General features: G+C 70.3%; 13 protein-coding genes and 1 pseudogene. 6 read left to right on the top strand and 8 right to left on the bottom strand.

What is annotated here, in order from left to right:
- Nucleotides 1-488 (bottom strand): nuclear transport factor 2 family protein (locus G6023_RS04020; protein ID WP_182634149.1); only part of this gene is annotated, 488 nt, incomplete at its 3' end.
- A 52-nt stretch (nucleotides 489-540) separates the two neighbouring features.
- Between G6023_RS04020 and G6023_RS04015 the strand changes: the two genes are divergently transcribed.
- The 4 genes from G6023_RS04015 to G6023_RS04000 all read left to right on the top strand — a co-directional run bounded on the left by G6023_RS04015 (nucleotide 541) and on the right by G6023_RS04000 (nucleotide 4,848).
- Nucleotides 541-2,031: an FAD-dependent oxidoreductase gene (locus G6023_RS04015; protein ID WP_182634148.1), complete on the top strand. Its 1,491-nt coding sequence runs from the start codon at nucleotides 541-543 to the stop codon at nucleotides 2,029-2,031.
- On the top strand, nucleotides 2,028-2,777 hold the full coding sequence (locus G6023_RS04010) for a PaaI family thioesterase (RefSeq protein WP_182634147.1): 750 nt from the start codon (nucleotides 2,028-2,030) through the stop codon (nucleotides 2,775-2,777). Before G6023_RS04015 ends, G6023_RS04010 begins: the two co-directional genes overlap by 4 nt.
- 29 nt (nucleotides 2,778-2,806) lie before the next feature.
- Nucleotides 2,807-3,520 (top strand): PaaI family thioesterase, encoded by a 714-nt coding sequence (locus G6023_RS16140; RefSeq protein ID WP_067720214.1) that lies wholly within the window; start codon nucleotides 2,807-2,809, stop codon nucleotides 3,518-3,520.
- Nucleotides 3,521-3,756: 236 nt separating this feature from the next.
- Entirely contained in the window at nucleotides 3,757-4,848 is a 1,092-nt protein-coding gene (locus G6023_RS04000; RefSeq protein WP_187699930.1) for an IS110 family RNA-guided transposase, read from the top strand.
- A 52-nt stretch (nucleotides 4,849-4,900) separates the two neighbouring features.
- Here the strand turns inward: G6023_RS04000 and G6023_RS03995 are convergent, their stop codons facing one another.
- Nucleotides 4,901-5,719 carry an SDR family NAD(P)-dependent oxidoreductase gene (locus tag G6023_RS03995; RefSeq protein ID WP_069389594.1) on the bottom strand — a complete coding sequence of 273 codons (819 nt, stop codon included), beginning with the start codon at nucleotides 5,717-5,719 and terminating at the stop codon, nucleotides 4,901-4,903.
- Nucleotides 5,720-5,730: 11 nt separating this feature from the next.
- On the opposite strand from G6023_RS03995, the gene G6023_RS03990 reads away from it, so the two are divergent.
- Complete coding sequence (locus tag G6023_RS03990; RefSeq protein WP_067716530.1) at nucleotides 5,731-6,486, top strand: PaaI family thioesterase; 756 nt, start codon at nucleotides 5,731-5,733, stop codon at nucleotides 6,484-6,486.
- Between the two features lie 28 nt (nucleotides 6,487-6,514).
- Here the strand turns inward: G6023_RS03990 and G6023_RS03985 are convergent, their stop codons facing one another.
- Together G6023_RS03985 and G6023_RS03980 are read right to left on the bottom strand one after the other, a co-directional pair.
- Nucleotides 6,515-7,159: a TetR/AcrR family transcriptional regulator gene (locus G6023_RS03985; RefSeq protein WP_069389595.1), complete on the bottom strand. Its 645-nt coding sequence runs from the start codon at nucleotides 7,157-7,159 to the stop codon at nucleotides 6,515-6,517.
- A gap of 58 nt (nucleotides 7,160-7,217) precedes the next feature.
- Entirely contained in the window at nucleotides 7,218-8,702 is a 1,485-nt protein-coding gene (locus tag G6023_RS03980) for a fatty acid desaturase (protein ID WP_067716525.1), read from the bottom strand.
- A 240-nt stretch (nucleotides 8,703-8,942) separates the two neighbouring features.
- On the opposite strand from G6023_RS03980, the gene G6023_RS03975 reads away from it, so the two are divergent.
- Nucleotides 8,943-10,808, top strand: coding sequence for an ABC transporter ATP-binding protein (locus G6023_RS03975; protein WP_067716547.1), 1,866 nt, complete (start codon nucleotides 8,943-8,945; stop codon nucleotides 10,806-10,808).
- A 181-nt stretch (nucleotides 10,809-10,989) separates the two neighbouring features.
- Here G6023_RS03975 and G6023_RS03970 read toward each other — a convergent pair whose 3' ends face one another.
- From G6023_RS03970 to G6023_RS03955, 4 genes and pseudogenes are all read right to left on the bottom strand, one after another.
- Nucleotides 10,990-11,919: an SDR family oxidoreductase gene (locus tag G6023_RS03970; RefSeq protein ID WP_067716521.1), complete on the bottom strand. Its 930-nt coding sequence runs from the start codon at nucleotides 11,917-11,919 to the stop codon at nucleotides 10,990-10,992.
- A 53-nt stretch (nucleotides 11,920-11,972) separates the two neighbouring features.
- Nucleotides 11,973-13,295, bottom strand: a complete 1,323-nt coding sequence (locus G6023_RS03965; RefSeq protein ID WP_182634146.1) for a TrpB-like pyridoxal phosphate-dependent enzyme — start codon at nucleotides 13,293-13,295, stop codon at nucleotides 11,973-11,975.
- Between the two features lie 39 nt (nucleotides 13,296-13,334).
- Entirely contained in the window at nucleotides 13,335-13,847 is a 513-nt protein-coding gene (locus G6023_RS03960) for a GNAT family N-acetyltransferase (protein ID WP_253696049.1), read from the bottom strand.
- Nucleotides 13,844-14,105: pseudogene (locus G6023_RS03955) on the bottom strand (hypothetical protein); the annotation flags it as partial. The pseudogene G6023_RS03955 and the gene G6023_RS03960, both read right to left, overlap by 4 nt.

Raw genomic sequence — 14,105 nt, 5'->3', positions numbered from 1 at the left:
CGCAGCACGACCCGCCACCCGCGGTCCGGCGCGTCCACCCGACCGCGCCGCTCCAGCTCCCACCGACTCGCCGTCACCCGCATCACCGTGTAGCGCCCGGGGCGCGACGAGCGCACCACGAGCTGGGTGTAGCCGGTCGCCACCGCGCGGTCCCCGTCCAGCAGCACGACCGGCAGGCTGGGGACGTGCCCGCACCCGTGCGCGATGAGTCCCTGGTGCGCGTCCCCGTGCACCATCTCCCGCAGCCCCTCGTGCCCCTCGAGTACGCCGGTGTCCACGTCGTAGACGCCGTCCTCGGTCCACAGTTCGGCCACGCCCTCGGCGTCGCCGGAGTCGACGCGGGGGGAGTAGGAGGCCAGTAGGCGCAGTACGGCCAGCTCGTCGGCCGCGCGGGCCAGCTCGGCCCGCGCGGTGGCGAGACCGTTCTCGGTCGAGGTGAGCCTCGCCTCGAGGGCGTCCAGACGGGCGGTGTCGGAACCATCAATCATGAACCCGACATTAATGCACTAACTGAAACACGTTACAAGTAGTGTGCAGACCATGACGGACATGAGTGCAGACAACCGTCCCGCCGTGATGACGGCGGACGTCATCGTGGTGGGGATGGGAATCGCCGGCGCCTGCGCGGCGATCGAGGCCGCCGAGGCCGGGTCGACGGTCATCGCTCTGGAGGGCGCCTCCGGACCGGGCGGCTCCTCGGCGCAGTCGGGCGGCGAGGTCTACCTGGGGGGCGGCACGGCCACCCAGCAGGCCCTGGGCATCGCCGACACCGAGGAGGACATGCGCGCGTTCCTCCTGGCCGCGCTCGGGCCCAACGCCGACGAGGCGAAGATCGCCGACTACTGCGCGGGGGCCGTCGAGCACCACGACTGGCTGGTCTCGCACGGAGCGGTGTTCAACCGGAAGTTGTGGGACACCCCCACCTGGATGCCGGGCGACGACTCGGGCCTGATGTGGATGGGGGAGCGGGCGGAGCCCTACGCGTCCCTGGCCACCCCGGCAGCGCGCGGTCACCGGCCGCCCGCCCCGAACTTCGCCGGGAACGTGCTCATGGACTCCCTCGTGGCCACGGCGCAGAAGGCCGGCGTCGACCTGCAGTGCGACGTCAAGGCGCGTTCGCTCATCGTCGAGGACGGACGCGTGGTGGGCGTCCGGGCCACGCAGTTCTCCGAGGAACGCGAGTACCGCGCCACCGGCGGCGTCGTGCTGGCGACGGGCGGGTTCGTGGACAACGACCGGATGCTCGAACAGTGGGCGCCGCAGCAGCTGGGCAAGGACAAGGTCTCCGACGGCCGCGACGACGGCTCCGGCATCGAGATGGGCATCGAGGCCGGCGCGGCCGTGCGCCGCATGCACCAGACCGAGACCGCGATGCTCGTCATCCCCCGCCTGGTGGTGGGCGCGATGCTCGTCGACGGCGACGGGCAGCGCTTCATCAACGAGGAGGTCTACCCGGGCCTGTACTGCCACGCGGCCGTGTATCACCGCCGCCCGCCGGTGTGGGTGATCATCGACGAGAAGGGCATCGAGGACGTCCCGGAGTCCGAACTGTGGGGTATGCAGCCCATGCACGCCGCCGAGACCATCGAGGAGCTCGCCGCCGACTGCGGGTTGCCCGCCGATGCGCTGGCCGACCAGCTGCGCCGATACAACGCCGGCGCCGAGCGTGGCGAGGACCCGCAGTTCGGAAAGAACGCCCGGTGGGTGCGCCCGCTCGAGCCGCCGTTCGGTGCCTACCCGACGGGTGCCGGGGGGCCGGACACCTTCAACGGCCTGCCCCTCAAGGCGCAGGGGTTCACGCTCGGGGGACTCCACACGGACCTGCAGTCGCGCGTGCTGGACCGCGCGGGCGAGCCCATCGCGGGCCTGTTCGCGGCCGGGCGGTGCACGCACGGTCTGCACGGCGACGGCTACATCTCCGGTACGTCCCTGGGCGACGGCTCGTTCTTCGGCCGGCGTGCGGGCCGCGGTGCGGCCGGGGTCACCGACACGGTGGCGGCCGGCGATGTGACCGGGTCGGCGCCGGCATGAACGACCCGGTGACCGTCGAGCCGGGGACTGTCGAGCCGGGGGCCGTCGTGCGGCGCGACCGGCCGACGGTGGATCTGGGGCCGTTGGACCCGGCGCGCGGTACTGGCCGTCCGGTCGACAGGGACGACGACGACGAGGCCGGCCTCTACGCCCTGGTGGAGCAGGTGCGCCGGATCCGCGCGCTCACCACCGGCGGCATGTTCGACACCGACCTGGGCCCGCTGACCGATCGGATCCGCAGGGTGGCCGACGAGCTGGAGGCCGCGTCGGCGAGCCCCGAGCAGCGGCAGGAGGTCAACTGGCGGGAGCGTCGGTACGCCTCCAACTGCCCGATCATCGGCCGGTCCAACGTCCTCGCCCCGCCGGCCGAGTTCGAGTTGCTGGACGACGGGACGCTCAGGGCCGAGATGACGCTCGGGCTGGAGTACCAGGGCCCCCCGGGGTGTGTTCACGGCGGTGTCGTGGCCCTGCTGTTCGACGCGGCGCTGGGCCGGGTCAACCACCACGCGGGGACCACCGGGATGACGATGTACCTGGACCTGGACTACCGCAGCCCCACGCCCATCCTCGAGCCGATCGTGGTGACCGCCCGTCAGGTCCGGGTGGACGGCCGGAAGGTGTGGTCGCAGGGCGCGGTCCACGCGGGAGATCGCCTCTGCGCCACCGCCGAGGGGCTGTTCGTCATGCCCGCGGAGTGGGTGGCGGCGTACCGGCAGCACCGGGATGAGGGCGCGGGCGAGGGCTGACCCCGGGGCGCAGAGTAGATTCTGTTGCCGTGACGACCGACTCCGGCCCTTCCGACCCCACCGCCCCGGGCGACCGCCCCCTCGGCACCGCGGACCCCGCCGGTGCGAGCGATGAGGGCACTCCCTTCCTGCGCCAGGACCCCGATGCGTCCGGCGCGACCGAGCTGGCCCGCGAGCTGCGCCGACTCCGCGGCCTGGTCGCCGGGTCCGTCTACGAGGACGTCCACGACGCCGTGGCCACCGTGCGCGGGTTGGTCGAGCACCTCGAGACCGTGGGCACCGTGGTGCGGCCGTCGGAGTACGCCACCTGGGGTGTGCCGGAGCACCTGGCGGCCAACCCGGCGACCGGCAGCCGGAACCCGGTGTCCCCGCCGCTGGAGCCGGTGGTGTTCCCCGATGCGACCGTGCGGGCCGACCTCACCCTGGGTATCGAGTACCAGGGGCCTCCCGGCTGCGTCCACGGCGGGATCGTCGCGCTGATCTTCGACGAGATGCTGGGGCTGGCGAACGCCGCGTCGGAGAGTGTCGGCATGACCGCGGACCTGCGCATCTCGTATAAGTCGCCGACGCCACTGTTCGCCCCGCTGCGGTTCGAGGCGCGGCAGGAACGGGTGGAGGGCCGCAAGATCTGGGCGACCGCGACCCTCCACACCGGCGAGACCCTCTGCGCGACGGCTGAGGCGTTGTTCATCGAGCCGAGGGGTATCCGGGACGCCGACCGCGGCCGGCCCATCGAGGGCTGACAGTGATGATGTGTGTAGTGGTTCTTCGGGCGGGTCTGACTCACGGGCTGACCGTCGCGGTGGCTGACTAGAAGCGGATTTGTCGGCCCGCTCGGGGGATCGCTACGCACGCGACCGGACGGGCGTTTGTGACCTCATAGGAGCTTGGTTCAGAAGCCCCGCCACTGTCTTGTCCGCCCGCCTGGCCGGCGCGTGCTGCCCCACCGGGATCAACGAGAAAGGCAGCAGTGACCATGATGTCCGATCAGCACGTGCATGTCATCGCCGGAGTGGATACGCATGGTCAGACCCATCACGCGGCGGTGATCGACTCCCTCGGGCGGCATCTGGCCGACCGAGAGTTCCCGGCCACGGGTTCCGGGTACCGGCAGCTACTTTCATGGCTCGGCGGCCACGGCACCGTGCAGGCCGTTGGGGTCGAGGGCACCGGAGCCTACGGCGCCGAGCTGTCTCGGGTGTTGGCCCGGGCCGGACTACCGGTGGTCGAAGTCGACCGACCCGACCGCAAGACCCGGCGGATGAAGGGCAAGTCCGACCCGATAGACGCCTATGCCGCTGCTACCGCGGTCGCCTCCGGGCGTGCCACTGGCGTGCCGAAGACCCGCGACGGGATCGTGGAGGCGGTCCGGGCCTTGCGTGTGCCTCGGCGCTCCGCGGTCAAGGCCCGCACCCAAGCGATCAATCAGGCCAGGCAGCTGGTGATCACCGCTCCGGAGGAATTGCGAGCCCAGTTGCGTGGCCTGCCCGCCCGCGAGCTGGCCGCAGTCTGCGCCCGGTTCCGTCCCAGCGACCTCGCTAGTCCCCTCGGCGCGACCAAGGCGGCACTACGCATTCTGAGCCGCCGGATCCTGGCACTGAGTGAGGAGATCGCCGACCTCGACGTCGAGCTAAAAGCCCTGACCGCGCAGACGGCTCCGACCCTGATGAACCGCATGGGCGTGGGACCTGACGTCGCCGGGCAGCTTCTGGCCACCGCGGGCGACAACCCAGACAGGCTGCGCTCCGAAGCGGCGTTCGCGCACCTGTGCGGCGTGGCCCCGATCCCTGCCTCTTCAGGACGACGAGACCGACACCGACTCAACCGCGGTGGCGACCGGGCCGCGAACCACGCCCTGCATACCATCGCACTGAGCCGCATGCGATGGGACGAACGCACCCGCTCATACGTTGACCGACGAACCGCGCAAGGCCTGTCCAAGAAAGACATCATGCGCTGCCTCAAACGCCACATCGCGCGCGAGATCTACCATGCCCTGATCAACGACCTACAGGCTCGCGACCCCGCCACCAAAGCACCGACCACCGCCGACCTCGCCAAAGCCGCTTGACATCCATAGGAGCATCCGCGGCCGGGCACCGACGCGTGCGTCGCGTCGGACTTCAGTTCCCGCGCAGCGCCGTCATCCGCTTGTGGGATCCGGCCACGATCCGTCCCCGGTCGACGCCGGAGGAGAACTCGACGCCCTTGCGGTTGTTCTCGCCGCCGCAGACGTGGATCGGGCCGTTGCCGATGGACGCCAGGACCTCCTCGGCGACCTCGGTGGGCTCGCTGACGGTGAAGCCGGGCAGGTCCATGTCCAGGCCGGCGCGGATCATCGCGGGGGTGCGGACGACGCCGAGGATGACCTCGACGACGTCGACGCCGTGCTCGCGCATCTCGAGCCACAGGCCCTCGACGAAGACCCGGCTGAACGCCTTGGCCGCGGAGTACACGCTCATGTCGGCGTGGCCGAGGTAGCCGGCCATCGAGCCCATCACCACGATGCCGCCGCGGCCGCGGGCCTTGAGGGCGGGGCCGAACTGCCGGATGATCTGCATCGGCGAGGTGATGTTGAGGTCGATGACCTTCTGAACCTGGGTCATGTCGGACTCGACGAACTCGGAGCCGTACGTGTTGGCGCCGGCGTTGAGGACGAGCAGCCCCAGGTCGAGGCCCTCGCAGGCCGCGGCGATGCCCTCGGTGGCGCCGGGCTCGGTGAGGTCGACGGACACGACCCGGCACTCGACGCCCTTGGCGCGGACGGCCTCGGCGGTCTCCTCGAGGGGCCCGGCCTTGCGGGCGACGACCACGGAGGACACGCCCTGATCGGCGAGGCGGAACGCGATCTCGGCGCCCACGCCCTCACTTCCGCCCACGACGAGGGCCCACGGGCCATAGGTAACGGGATCGAACGGCTTCGGGTTGACAGGTGTCGACATACTCTAAGAGTATGACCAAACAGAGCGATCGTCCCGGATTCGGTGGAGTACCCCTCCCGGGGTTGGATCCGGACCAGTTCTCCCTCGACGCCGCGCGGAGCCGGTTCGGGGACTCCTTCGACCCGATCCCCGTCCCCGAGCTGCCGCCGGCGGACCCGGAGTTGGACCGCGCGGTGGCCGAACTGCGCAGGTTGCGGGAGGCGACGGCGGCGTTGGCGCACTCCGAGGTCGAGCTCGGGGACATCGCCGACCGCCTGGCCGAAGTCGCTGATCTGCTGGAGCCGCGAGTCCCATCGCCCTCACGTCGGCTGGAGAACATGTGGACGGGTGCCGGGACCCGTCGCTCGAACCCGGTCGGCGGGCAGGAGAACCCGATCGCCCCGCCGGTGCAGTTCCACGGCTGTGACGACGGGTCGGTGATGGCGGAGGTGACCCTCGGTCCCGTCTACCAGGGCCCGCCGGCGTGTGTCCACGGGGGGATCAGCGCGCTCGTCATCGACCACATGATGGGCTTCGCCAACCACTGGGGTGGCCGCTTCGGGATGACGGCGCACTACGAGATCGACTATCGCTCGCCCACGCCGCTGCTCCAGCCGCTGACGTTCCGGGCCTGGGTGCACGAGGTCGACGGCCGCAAGACGTGGACGCACGCCACCATCCACGCCGGCGACCGGCTGTGCGTGGAGGCGCGGGGACTGTTCCTCGAGGCGAGCGTCCCGGTGCCGGGACAGCCGGGTGCGCGGTCGACCATCGCCGACGGCGCGTAGAGCGCCCCGGCCCTGCGGGGCCGGGGGCTCACCCCTGGACGTCGACCTGAATGACCTTCTGGAGATACGGGGCGATGACCTCGGTGAGGCCCGACGCCAGCTGGTCGGGGTCGTTGGGCGGCAGTGAGATGAAGCTGATGCCGATCCGGGCGATGATCGACGCCGCGAGCCGTGCCTGGGCTTCCTCGATGCGCATCCAGCTGTCGGACAGGGCGGGGGTGAGCACCTCGGTGGCCCGTTCGATGAGCGGCCCGGCCTCGGTCGTGATGAGGCGCAGGAGGTCCGGTTTGATGTCGCCGGTGAGCAGGGCGCGGACCAGCGGGTCGTTCCGGCTCGACAGGAGGAACCCGTTGATCCCCTCGTTCAGCGCGGTCTCGATCTGCCCCGGGTGGCGGATGATCGAGTCGCGGATCTCCCCGGCGAAGGTCTCCGACAGCTGGAGTGCGTACGCCTGGGCCAGTCCCTGACGGTTGCCGAAGGTGCTGTACAGGGTCTGCCGGCTGAGACCGGCGGCCTTGGCCACGTCGGACATGGTCACCGAGGGCCAGTCGTGCGAGCCCAGCAGCTCGTGCATGGCCTCGAACACGGTGGAGCGCAGTGACCGACGCTCCCCGCGGGGGTCGCCGGGGGAGCGTCGGTCACTTGTGGGGCGGTGACGGGGCATGGTGTCCATTGTTCCTGATCCCGTGGGCCGGGCGGCGGAGGGCCGATCGGAGCCCCGCACGCGGGGGTCACTTCACGGGCAGGAAGTCCACCTTGTCGCGGACGCCGCAGTCCGAGCACCGCCAGCTGTCGGGGATGGCCGACCACGGGGTCCCGGCGGGGAAACCCTCGCGCGGCAGCCCGGCGGCCTCCGAGTAGTGGTTCCCGCAGTTGGGGCACACGTACTCACCGGTCGGTGAGGTCTGATCGGTCGCGATGTCGGTGTCCGCGACGATCTGCTCGGCGACCGCCGTCGACCCGGCGCCGTGCCGGGCGAGGATCCTCTCGCGCTTGGACGGCTGGATGTTGGCGCGGGTGATGTCGCCGTCGTAGTGGGCCAGGACGCGCTTGTCCATGACCTTGCGCCACAGCGGCGGCACGTAGGCCAGGACCATCATCGTGGCGTAGCCCGAGGGCAGCTGCGGGGCCTGCTCGAAGCTGCGCAGTACCTGGTAGCGACGCATGGGGTTGGCGTGGTGGTCGGAGTGACGCTGCAGGTGGTAGAGGAAGATGTTGGTCACCAGGTGGTCGGAGTTCCACGAGTGCTCCGGGCGGCAGCGCTGATAGCGGCCGGCGGAGGTCTTCTGGCGGAGCAGGCCGTAGTGCTCGAGGTAGTTGACGACCTCCAGCAGCGAGAAGCCGAAGACGGCCTGCACGATGAGCCACGGCGCGATCTCCCAGCCGAACACGGCGATGAGTCCGCCGAAGAGCACGACCGTCATGAGCCAGGCGTTGAGGTTGTCGTTGCGCAGGGTCCACGGGCTCTTGCCCAGCCGCCGGAGCCGCTCGGACTCCAGGTGCCAGGCCGACGTCAGCGACCCGAACACGCTGCGCGGGAGGAAGGCCCAGAACGACTCACCGAAGCGCGAGCTGGCCGGATCCTCCGGAGTGGCGACACGCGCGTGGTGTCCGCGGTTGTGCTCGATGAAGAAGTGTCCGTAGCCGGTGGTGGCCAGGGCGACCTTGGACAGCCACTTCTCGCTGCCGGCGATCTTGTGCCCGAGCTCGTGGGCGGTGTTGATCCCGATCCCGCCGGTGATCGCGACGGTCCAGGCGACGCCGATCGAGGCGGCGATCCCGAGTCCCCCGTCGTAGCCCAGCCACGACAGGTCGTCGGCGGACCAGAGGTAGGCGGCCGCGATGAGGGACGCGTACTGGAAGGGGATGTACAGGTACGTGCACCACCGGTAGAACGGGTCGGCCTCGAGCTTGTCCATGACCTCGTCGGGCGGGTTCTCACCGTCGGCGCCGACGGCGAGGTCCCCGAGGGGGATCGCGACGTAGACGAGGAAGGGGAGGAGGAACCAGGCGACGGTGGCCGCCACGCCCCAGCCGAGGGCGTTGAAGCCGGCGACGATCGGCATCGACACGAACAGACCCATCGCGGGGATGAGTCCGAGCAGCCACAGGTACCGCTTGGCGTCGGTCCACGCGTAGGGCTCGACGGCGGCGTCCGCCTCGTGGTGGGTGTGCGGTGCCCCGTCGGTGGGGCTGATGTACTCGGTGCTGGACATCGCAGACGACCTCCGGGTCAACAGGGTGTGGCGTATGCCACTGTGTTGCCCCTGACATTAGACAAATTCCCCCGCCGTGTCTAGACATCACCCCAGATTTTGTCCAAAGACCGGATCGGGGCGACGACGACGAGGAACGCCACCGCGGTCGCGGGCCGGAATACGTGGGCCCCGTGCCGGGTTGTACCGAACGGTCGTCGGGGCCCCTCTCCGGCGCGGGAGGAGTACCGCTACGTGACGATGCAGCAGGCCGCCATGCGCACGCTGATGCGGGCCGAGAACAACAACATCGCGCTGGACCGCAGTGTGTTCACCCGCGAGAACTTCCGCAGGATCGGACAGTTCGCCCGCCCGCACACCCGGCGCATCGTCTTCTTCCTGGTGCTCTCCGTCTTCGGGGCCACCCTCGCCGTGGCGACACCGCTGCTCGCCGGCCGCGTGGTCACCGCGATCGTCGAGGCCTCGCCGGTCCGGGTCGTGATCGGCCTCGCGCTCGCCATCGCCGCGATCGGGATCATCGAGGCGATCGTCGCCGTCGTCACCCGGTTGTGGTCCGCACGGATCGGGGAGGGGCTCATCCTCGACCTGCGCCGCGCGGTGTTCGACCACGTCCAGACGATGCCGGTCGCCTTTTTCATGCGCACCCGCACCGGCGCGCTGGTCAGTCGCCTCAACAACGACGTGATGGGTGCCCAGCGGGCGTTCTCGGACACGCTGTCCGGGGTCGTGTCGAACCTGGTGCAGCTCGTACTCACGTTGGCCGTGATGGCCGGTATCAACTGGCAGCTCACCGTCCTGTCCGTCCTGCTGCTGCCGATCTTCCTGTTCCCGGCCCGCTACGTGGGCAAGCGGCTCGCGCGGCTCCGCCGCGAGGCCTCGGATCTCAACGCGTCGATGAACGACCAGATGACCGAGCGGTTCAACGCCGGCGGCGCGACCCTGGTCAAGCTCTTCGGACGTCCTGAGACGGAGTCGGCGGAGTTCTCCGCCCGCGCGGGCCGGGTCCGCGGCATCGGCGTGCGAACCGCGCTGCTCATGAGTGTGTTCATGAACTCGCTGACCCTGGTGTCCACGCTGGCGCTGGCGCTCGTCTACGGGCTCGGCGGGTGGTTCGCACTCAACGGCGCTCTCGACGCGGGGTCCGTCGTGGCCCTCGCGCTGCTCCTCACCCGCCTGTACGGCCCGTTGACCTCCCTGGCCAACGCGCCGATGGACATCGTCACGGCCATCGTCAGCTTCGAGCGGGTCTTCGAGGTCCTCGACCTGGAACCGCTCATCTCCGACGCCCCCGACGCCGTCGCCATCCCGGAGGGCCCGGCGACCATCGAGTTCGACGACGTGACGTTCTCCTATCCCTCGGCGGACAAGGTCTCCCTCGCCTCGCTCGAGGAGGTCGCGGTCCTCGACACCCGCGGCGGCCAGGAGGTCCTGCACGGGATCTCCTTCCGCGCCGAACCGGGACAGATGATCGCCTTGGTCGGGTCGTCCGGCGCGGGCAAGTCCACGATCGCCTCCCTGCTGCCGCGGCTGTACGACGTCGACTCGGGTGCGGTGCGGGTGTCGGGACTCGACGTGCGTCGGGTCACCTCGTCGTCGCTGCGGCGCACGGTGGGTATGGTCACGCAGGACGGCCACCTCTTCCACGACACGATCCGCTCCAACCTCACCTTCGCGCGGCCGGAGGTCTCCGATGACCTCGTCTGGGACGCGCTGCGCCGGGCCCGGCTCGAGGATCTCGTGCGGTCGCTGCCGGACGGTCTCGACACCGTCATCGGTGATCGCGGCTACCGGCTGTCGGGAGGTGAGCGTCAGCGACTGACGATCGCGCGGCTGCTCATCGCCGCCCCGTCGGTGGTGGTGCTGGACGAGGCCACCAGTGCGTTGGACTCCACCAACGAGTCCGCCGTCCAGGAGGCGCTGAGCGAGGCGATGGCCGACCGCACCTCGTTGGTGATCGCCCACCGGTTGTCGACGGTGCGCGCCGCCGACACGATCCTGGTCCTCGAGGCCGGCCGGGTGGTCGAGTCGGGCACGCACGCCGAGCTCCTGGCCACCGGTGGTCGCTACGCGGAGCTCTACGAAACCCAGTTCGCCGACCAGGAGTGAGACGGCGCCGCCGCCCGCCCCAGCGCCACCAGTGCCGCCCGCTCCGGCCCCGCCCAGCGCTCAACGAGAAGGGCGTTCCGCACATCCATACTCGGCGGATGTGTGCGGAACGCCCTTCTCGACGGCGGGGCTCCGGCGGGGGCTCCGGCGGGTGCCGGGGTGGCGGGGCGGCGGCCCTTCCTCAGCTCTCCAGGTGCAGGCCCAGCTCGCGGGCGGCGAGCGCGGCGTACTTGGAGGTCTGCTCGAAAGCCGACTCCAGGGGGTTGGCGTCGGTGACGTCCGCGATCTCGTTCCAGCGCTCCGCGACGACCTCGGGGGTGCGCGCGTCGTCGGGGAGGTAGACGCCCCGCGACTCGACCATCTGGGACACGGCGAACACGCCGGCGCCGGCACCGAGGATGGTCTTGGTGGGGGCGTCCTCGCTGACCATGAACAGGGCGCCGGGGGCGATGGTCTCCGGGCCCATGATGTCGAGCACCCGCTGCGGCAGCAGATCCTCGGTCATCCGCGTGGCCGCGGTGGGGGCGATCGCGTTGACCTTGATGTTCTTCTTGGCGCCCTCGATCGCCAGGACGTTCATCAGGCCGACGAGCCCGGACTTGGCGGCCCCGTAGTTGGCCTGGCCGAAGTTGCCGTAGATCCCGGAGGTGGAGGCGGTCATGAGGATGCGCCCGTAGCCCGCCTCGGCCATGTGCGGCCACACGGCCTTGGTGCAGTTGACCGAGCCCATGAGATGCACCTCGACGACCTTGCGGAAGTCGTCCATCTCCATCTTGGCGAACGACTTGTCACGCAGGATGCCGGCGTTGTTGATGAGCACGTCGATGCGGCCCCACTTGTCGATCACCGTCGACACGAGGGACGCGACGGCGGCCTCGTCGGTGATGTCGTTGCCGTCGACGATGGCCTCGCCACCGGCGGCCGTGATCTCGTCGACGACCTGCTGCGCCAGGGAGGGGGTGCCACCTTCGCCGTGGACGTCGCCGCCCAGGTCATTGACGACGACCTTGGCGCCACGCTCGGCCAGCGCGAGCGCGTAGGCGCGGCCGAGGCCGCCGCCGGCGCCGGTGATGATCGCGACGCGGTCGGTGAAGTCGATGGTCTTGGTCATAGGGGGGCTCCTGTGATCGAGGGTGTGGAACGGTCGGGGGGTCTGCGGAGGCGTCAGCCCATCTCACCGCGGATGAAGGACTCGTACGCGGGGAGGTCGAGGAAGCCGTGACCGGAGAGGCCGATCACGATCGACGGTCCGGTGCCTGCCTCACCGGTGTGCTCGCGGGCCTTGGCCATCGCACCTGCGAGGGCGTGCGTCGACTCGGGTGCGGGGACGATGCCCTCCGCCTTGGCGAACTCCACGCCCGCGGCGAACGCGACGTTCTGCTCCACCGCCATGGAATCGAGCAGGCCCAGGTGCTTGACGTGGCTGATCAGCGGCGCCATGCCATGGTAGCGCAGGCCACCGGAATGGATGGGGTCCGGGACGAAGTCCTGACCGAGGGTGTACATCTTCATCAGAGGGGTCAGGCCGGCGACGTCACCGTGGTCGTACCGGAACTCGCCCTCGGTCAGCGACGGGCACGCCGTGGGCTCGACGGCGATGATCTGCGTCCGGGCACCGGCGAGGTTCTCGCGGATGAACGGGAAGGCCAACCCGGCGAGGTTGGAGCCGCCACCGGCGCAGCCGTACACGTAGTCGGGCGCGTCCTCGCCGAACATGCCCAGCTGCTTGAGGGCCTCCTCGCCGATCACGGTCTGGTGCAGACACACGTGGTTGAGCACCGACCCCAGTGAGTAGCGGGCCTCGGGGTCTCCGGCGGCCACCTCGACGGCCTCGGAGACCGCCATGCCGAGCGAACCGGGGGTGTCGGGGTCCTTGGCCAGGAACGAGCGTCCCGCCTCGGTCAGGTCCGACGGGCTCGGGTGGACCGAGGCGCCGAAGGTCTCCATGAGCATCCGGCGGTACGGCTTGGACTCGAACGAGGCCTTGACCTGCCACACCTCCACCTCGATGCCGAAGGCCTGACCGGCGAACGCCAGAGAGGCGCCCCACTGGCCGGCGCCGGTCTCGGTGGTGAGCTTGGTGATGCCCTCGGCGGCGTTGTAGTAGGCCTGTGCGACCGCGGTGTTGGGCTTGTGCGAGCCGACCGGGCTGGTGCCCTCGTACTTGTAGTAGATCCGCGCCGACGTGCCGAGCGCTTTCTCCAGGCGGCGGGCCCGGATCAGGGGCGACGGCCGCCACAATCGGTAGATCTCCTGCACCGCCTCGGGGATCTCGATGTAGCGCTCCGGCGTGACCTCCTGCTCGATGAGGGACATCGGGAACAGCGGGGCGAGGTCCTCGGGACCGAGCGGCTCCTTGGTCCCCGGGTGCAGGTGCGGTGCCATGGGCTCGGGGAGATCGGTCTGGATGTTGTACCAGTGCGTCGGCATCTCGCTCTCCGGGAGGAGAGCCTTGACCAGCGAGCCGGAGGGAGCGTCAGACGTCATGTGTGTCCTCGGGAGGGATCGAAGGGGGTGAGCCGGGTCTCATTCTAGGAGGTCGCGCCGCATGGGGAGATGGGGGATCCGCCCATCGAGATAGTCCGGCCCGCACCGCGCGAATCCGAACTGCTCGTACCACCTCTCCAGATAGGCCTGGGCCCCGATCTCCACGGGCCGGTCCCGGCACAGCACGAGCCCACGGCGGATCAGCCGCGCCGCGATGCCCCGACCCCGCCAGGCGGGCGTCGTGCAGACACGTCCGATGTGCATGACCCCGCCGCCCGCGTCCGATCCGAACACCCGCAGTGTCGCGACGACCGCGCCGTCCGGTGCACGGGCCAGCAGGTGAATCGTGCCGGGATCGGCGTCGACGTCGTCGATCTCGGCGTACGGGCAGTCCTGTTCCGCGACGAAGACGTCCACGCGCAGTTTGTACAGCGCATGGACGTCCAGGGGACCCAGTTCGGGCAGGCTCGACGCGATGACCTCGAGTGCGGTGTCGTCGAGGGCGGTGTCGTCGGCTGTGGAGTCGTCGGGGATCGGGTCCCGGTCGATCACTTGTCGGTCGCGGTCCCGTCCGTGGACGCCTCGCCGACCGGCTGGTCGTCCGAGGGCTGCGGTGCGGACCCGGCTGCCGGACCGGGTACCGCGCTGCCCGCGGCGGGGGAGGTGTCGGCGGACTGATCCGAGGGCCCCTCGGGATCGGCGGACTCGATCGTCAGGTCCTCACCGGTCTCCGAACCCACGGGGTCACCCGTCACGCCGGGGCCGGTCGTGGCCGCGGGCGCCGAGCCGGTCGCCTGGTCGCGCCCCTCG

The sequence above is a fragment of the Dietzia sp. DQ11-71 genome (genome assembly GCF_014144995.1).
Classification (GTDB): Bacteria; Actinomycetota; Actinomycetes; order Mycobacteriales; family Mycobacteriaceae; genus Dietzia; species Dietzia kunjamensis.
Note: the sequence above shows the minus strand (reverse complement) of the source record. Positions and strands in the feature narration are given on the sequence as shown.

Bases quoted from the DNA above. Each gene is read 5' to 3' on its own strand.
- G6023_RS03975 (WP_067716547.1), top strand. From the start codon at position 8,943: ATGCAGCAGGCCGCCATGCGCACGCTGATGCGGGCCGAGAACAACAAC.
- G6023_RS04000 (WP_187699930.1), top strand. From the start codon at position 3,757: ATGTCCGATCAGCACGTGCATGTCATCGCCGGAGTGGATACGCATGGT.
- G6023_RS04010 (WP_182634147.1), top strand. From the start codon at position 2,028: ATGAACGACCCGGTGACCGTCGAGCCGGGGACTGTCGAGCCGGGGGCC.
- G6023_RS03995 (WP_069389594.1), bottom strand. From the start codon at position 5,719: ATGTCGACACCTGTCAACCCGAAGCCGTTCGATCCCGTTACCTATGGC.
- G6023_RS03990 (WP_067716530.1), top strand. From the start codon at position 5,731: ATGACCAAACAGAGCGATCGTCCCGGATTCGGTGGAGTACCCCTCCCG.
- G6023_RS03970 (WP_067716521.1), bottom strand. From the start codon at position 11,919: ATGACCAAGACCATCGACTTCACCGACCGCGTCGCGATCATCACCGGC.
- G6023_RS03980 (WP_067716525.1), bottom strand. From the start codon at position 8,702: ATGTCCAGCACCGAGTACATCAGCCCCACCGACGGGGCACCGCACACC.
- G6023_RS03965 (WP_182634146.1), bottom strand. From the start codon at position 13,295: ATGACGTCTGACGCTCCCTCCGGCTCGCTGGTCAAGGCTCTCCTCCCG.
- G6023_RS04015 (WP_182634148.1), top strand. From the start codon at position 541: ATGACGGACATGAGTGCAGACAACCGTCCCGCCGTGATGACGGCGGAC.
- G6023_RS03985 (WP_069389595.1), bottom strand. From the start codon at position 7,159: ATGGACACCATGCCCCGTCACCGCCCCACAAGTGACCGACGCTCCCCC.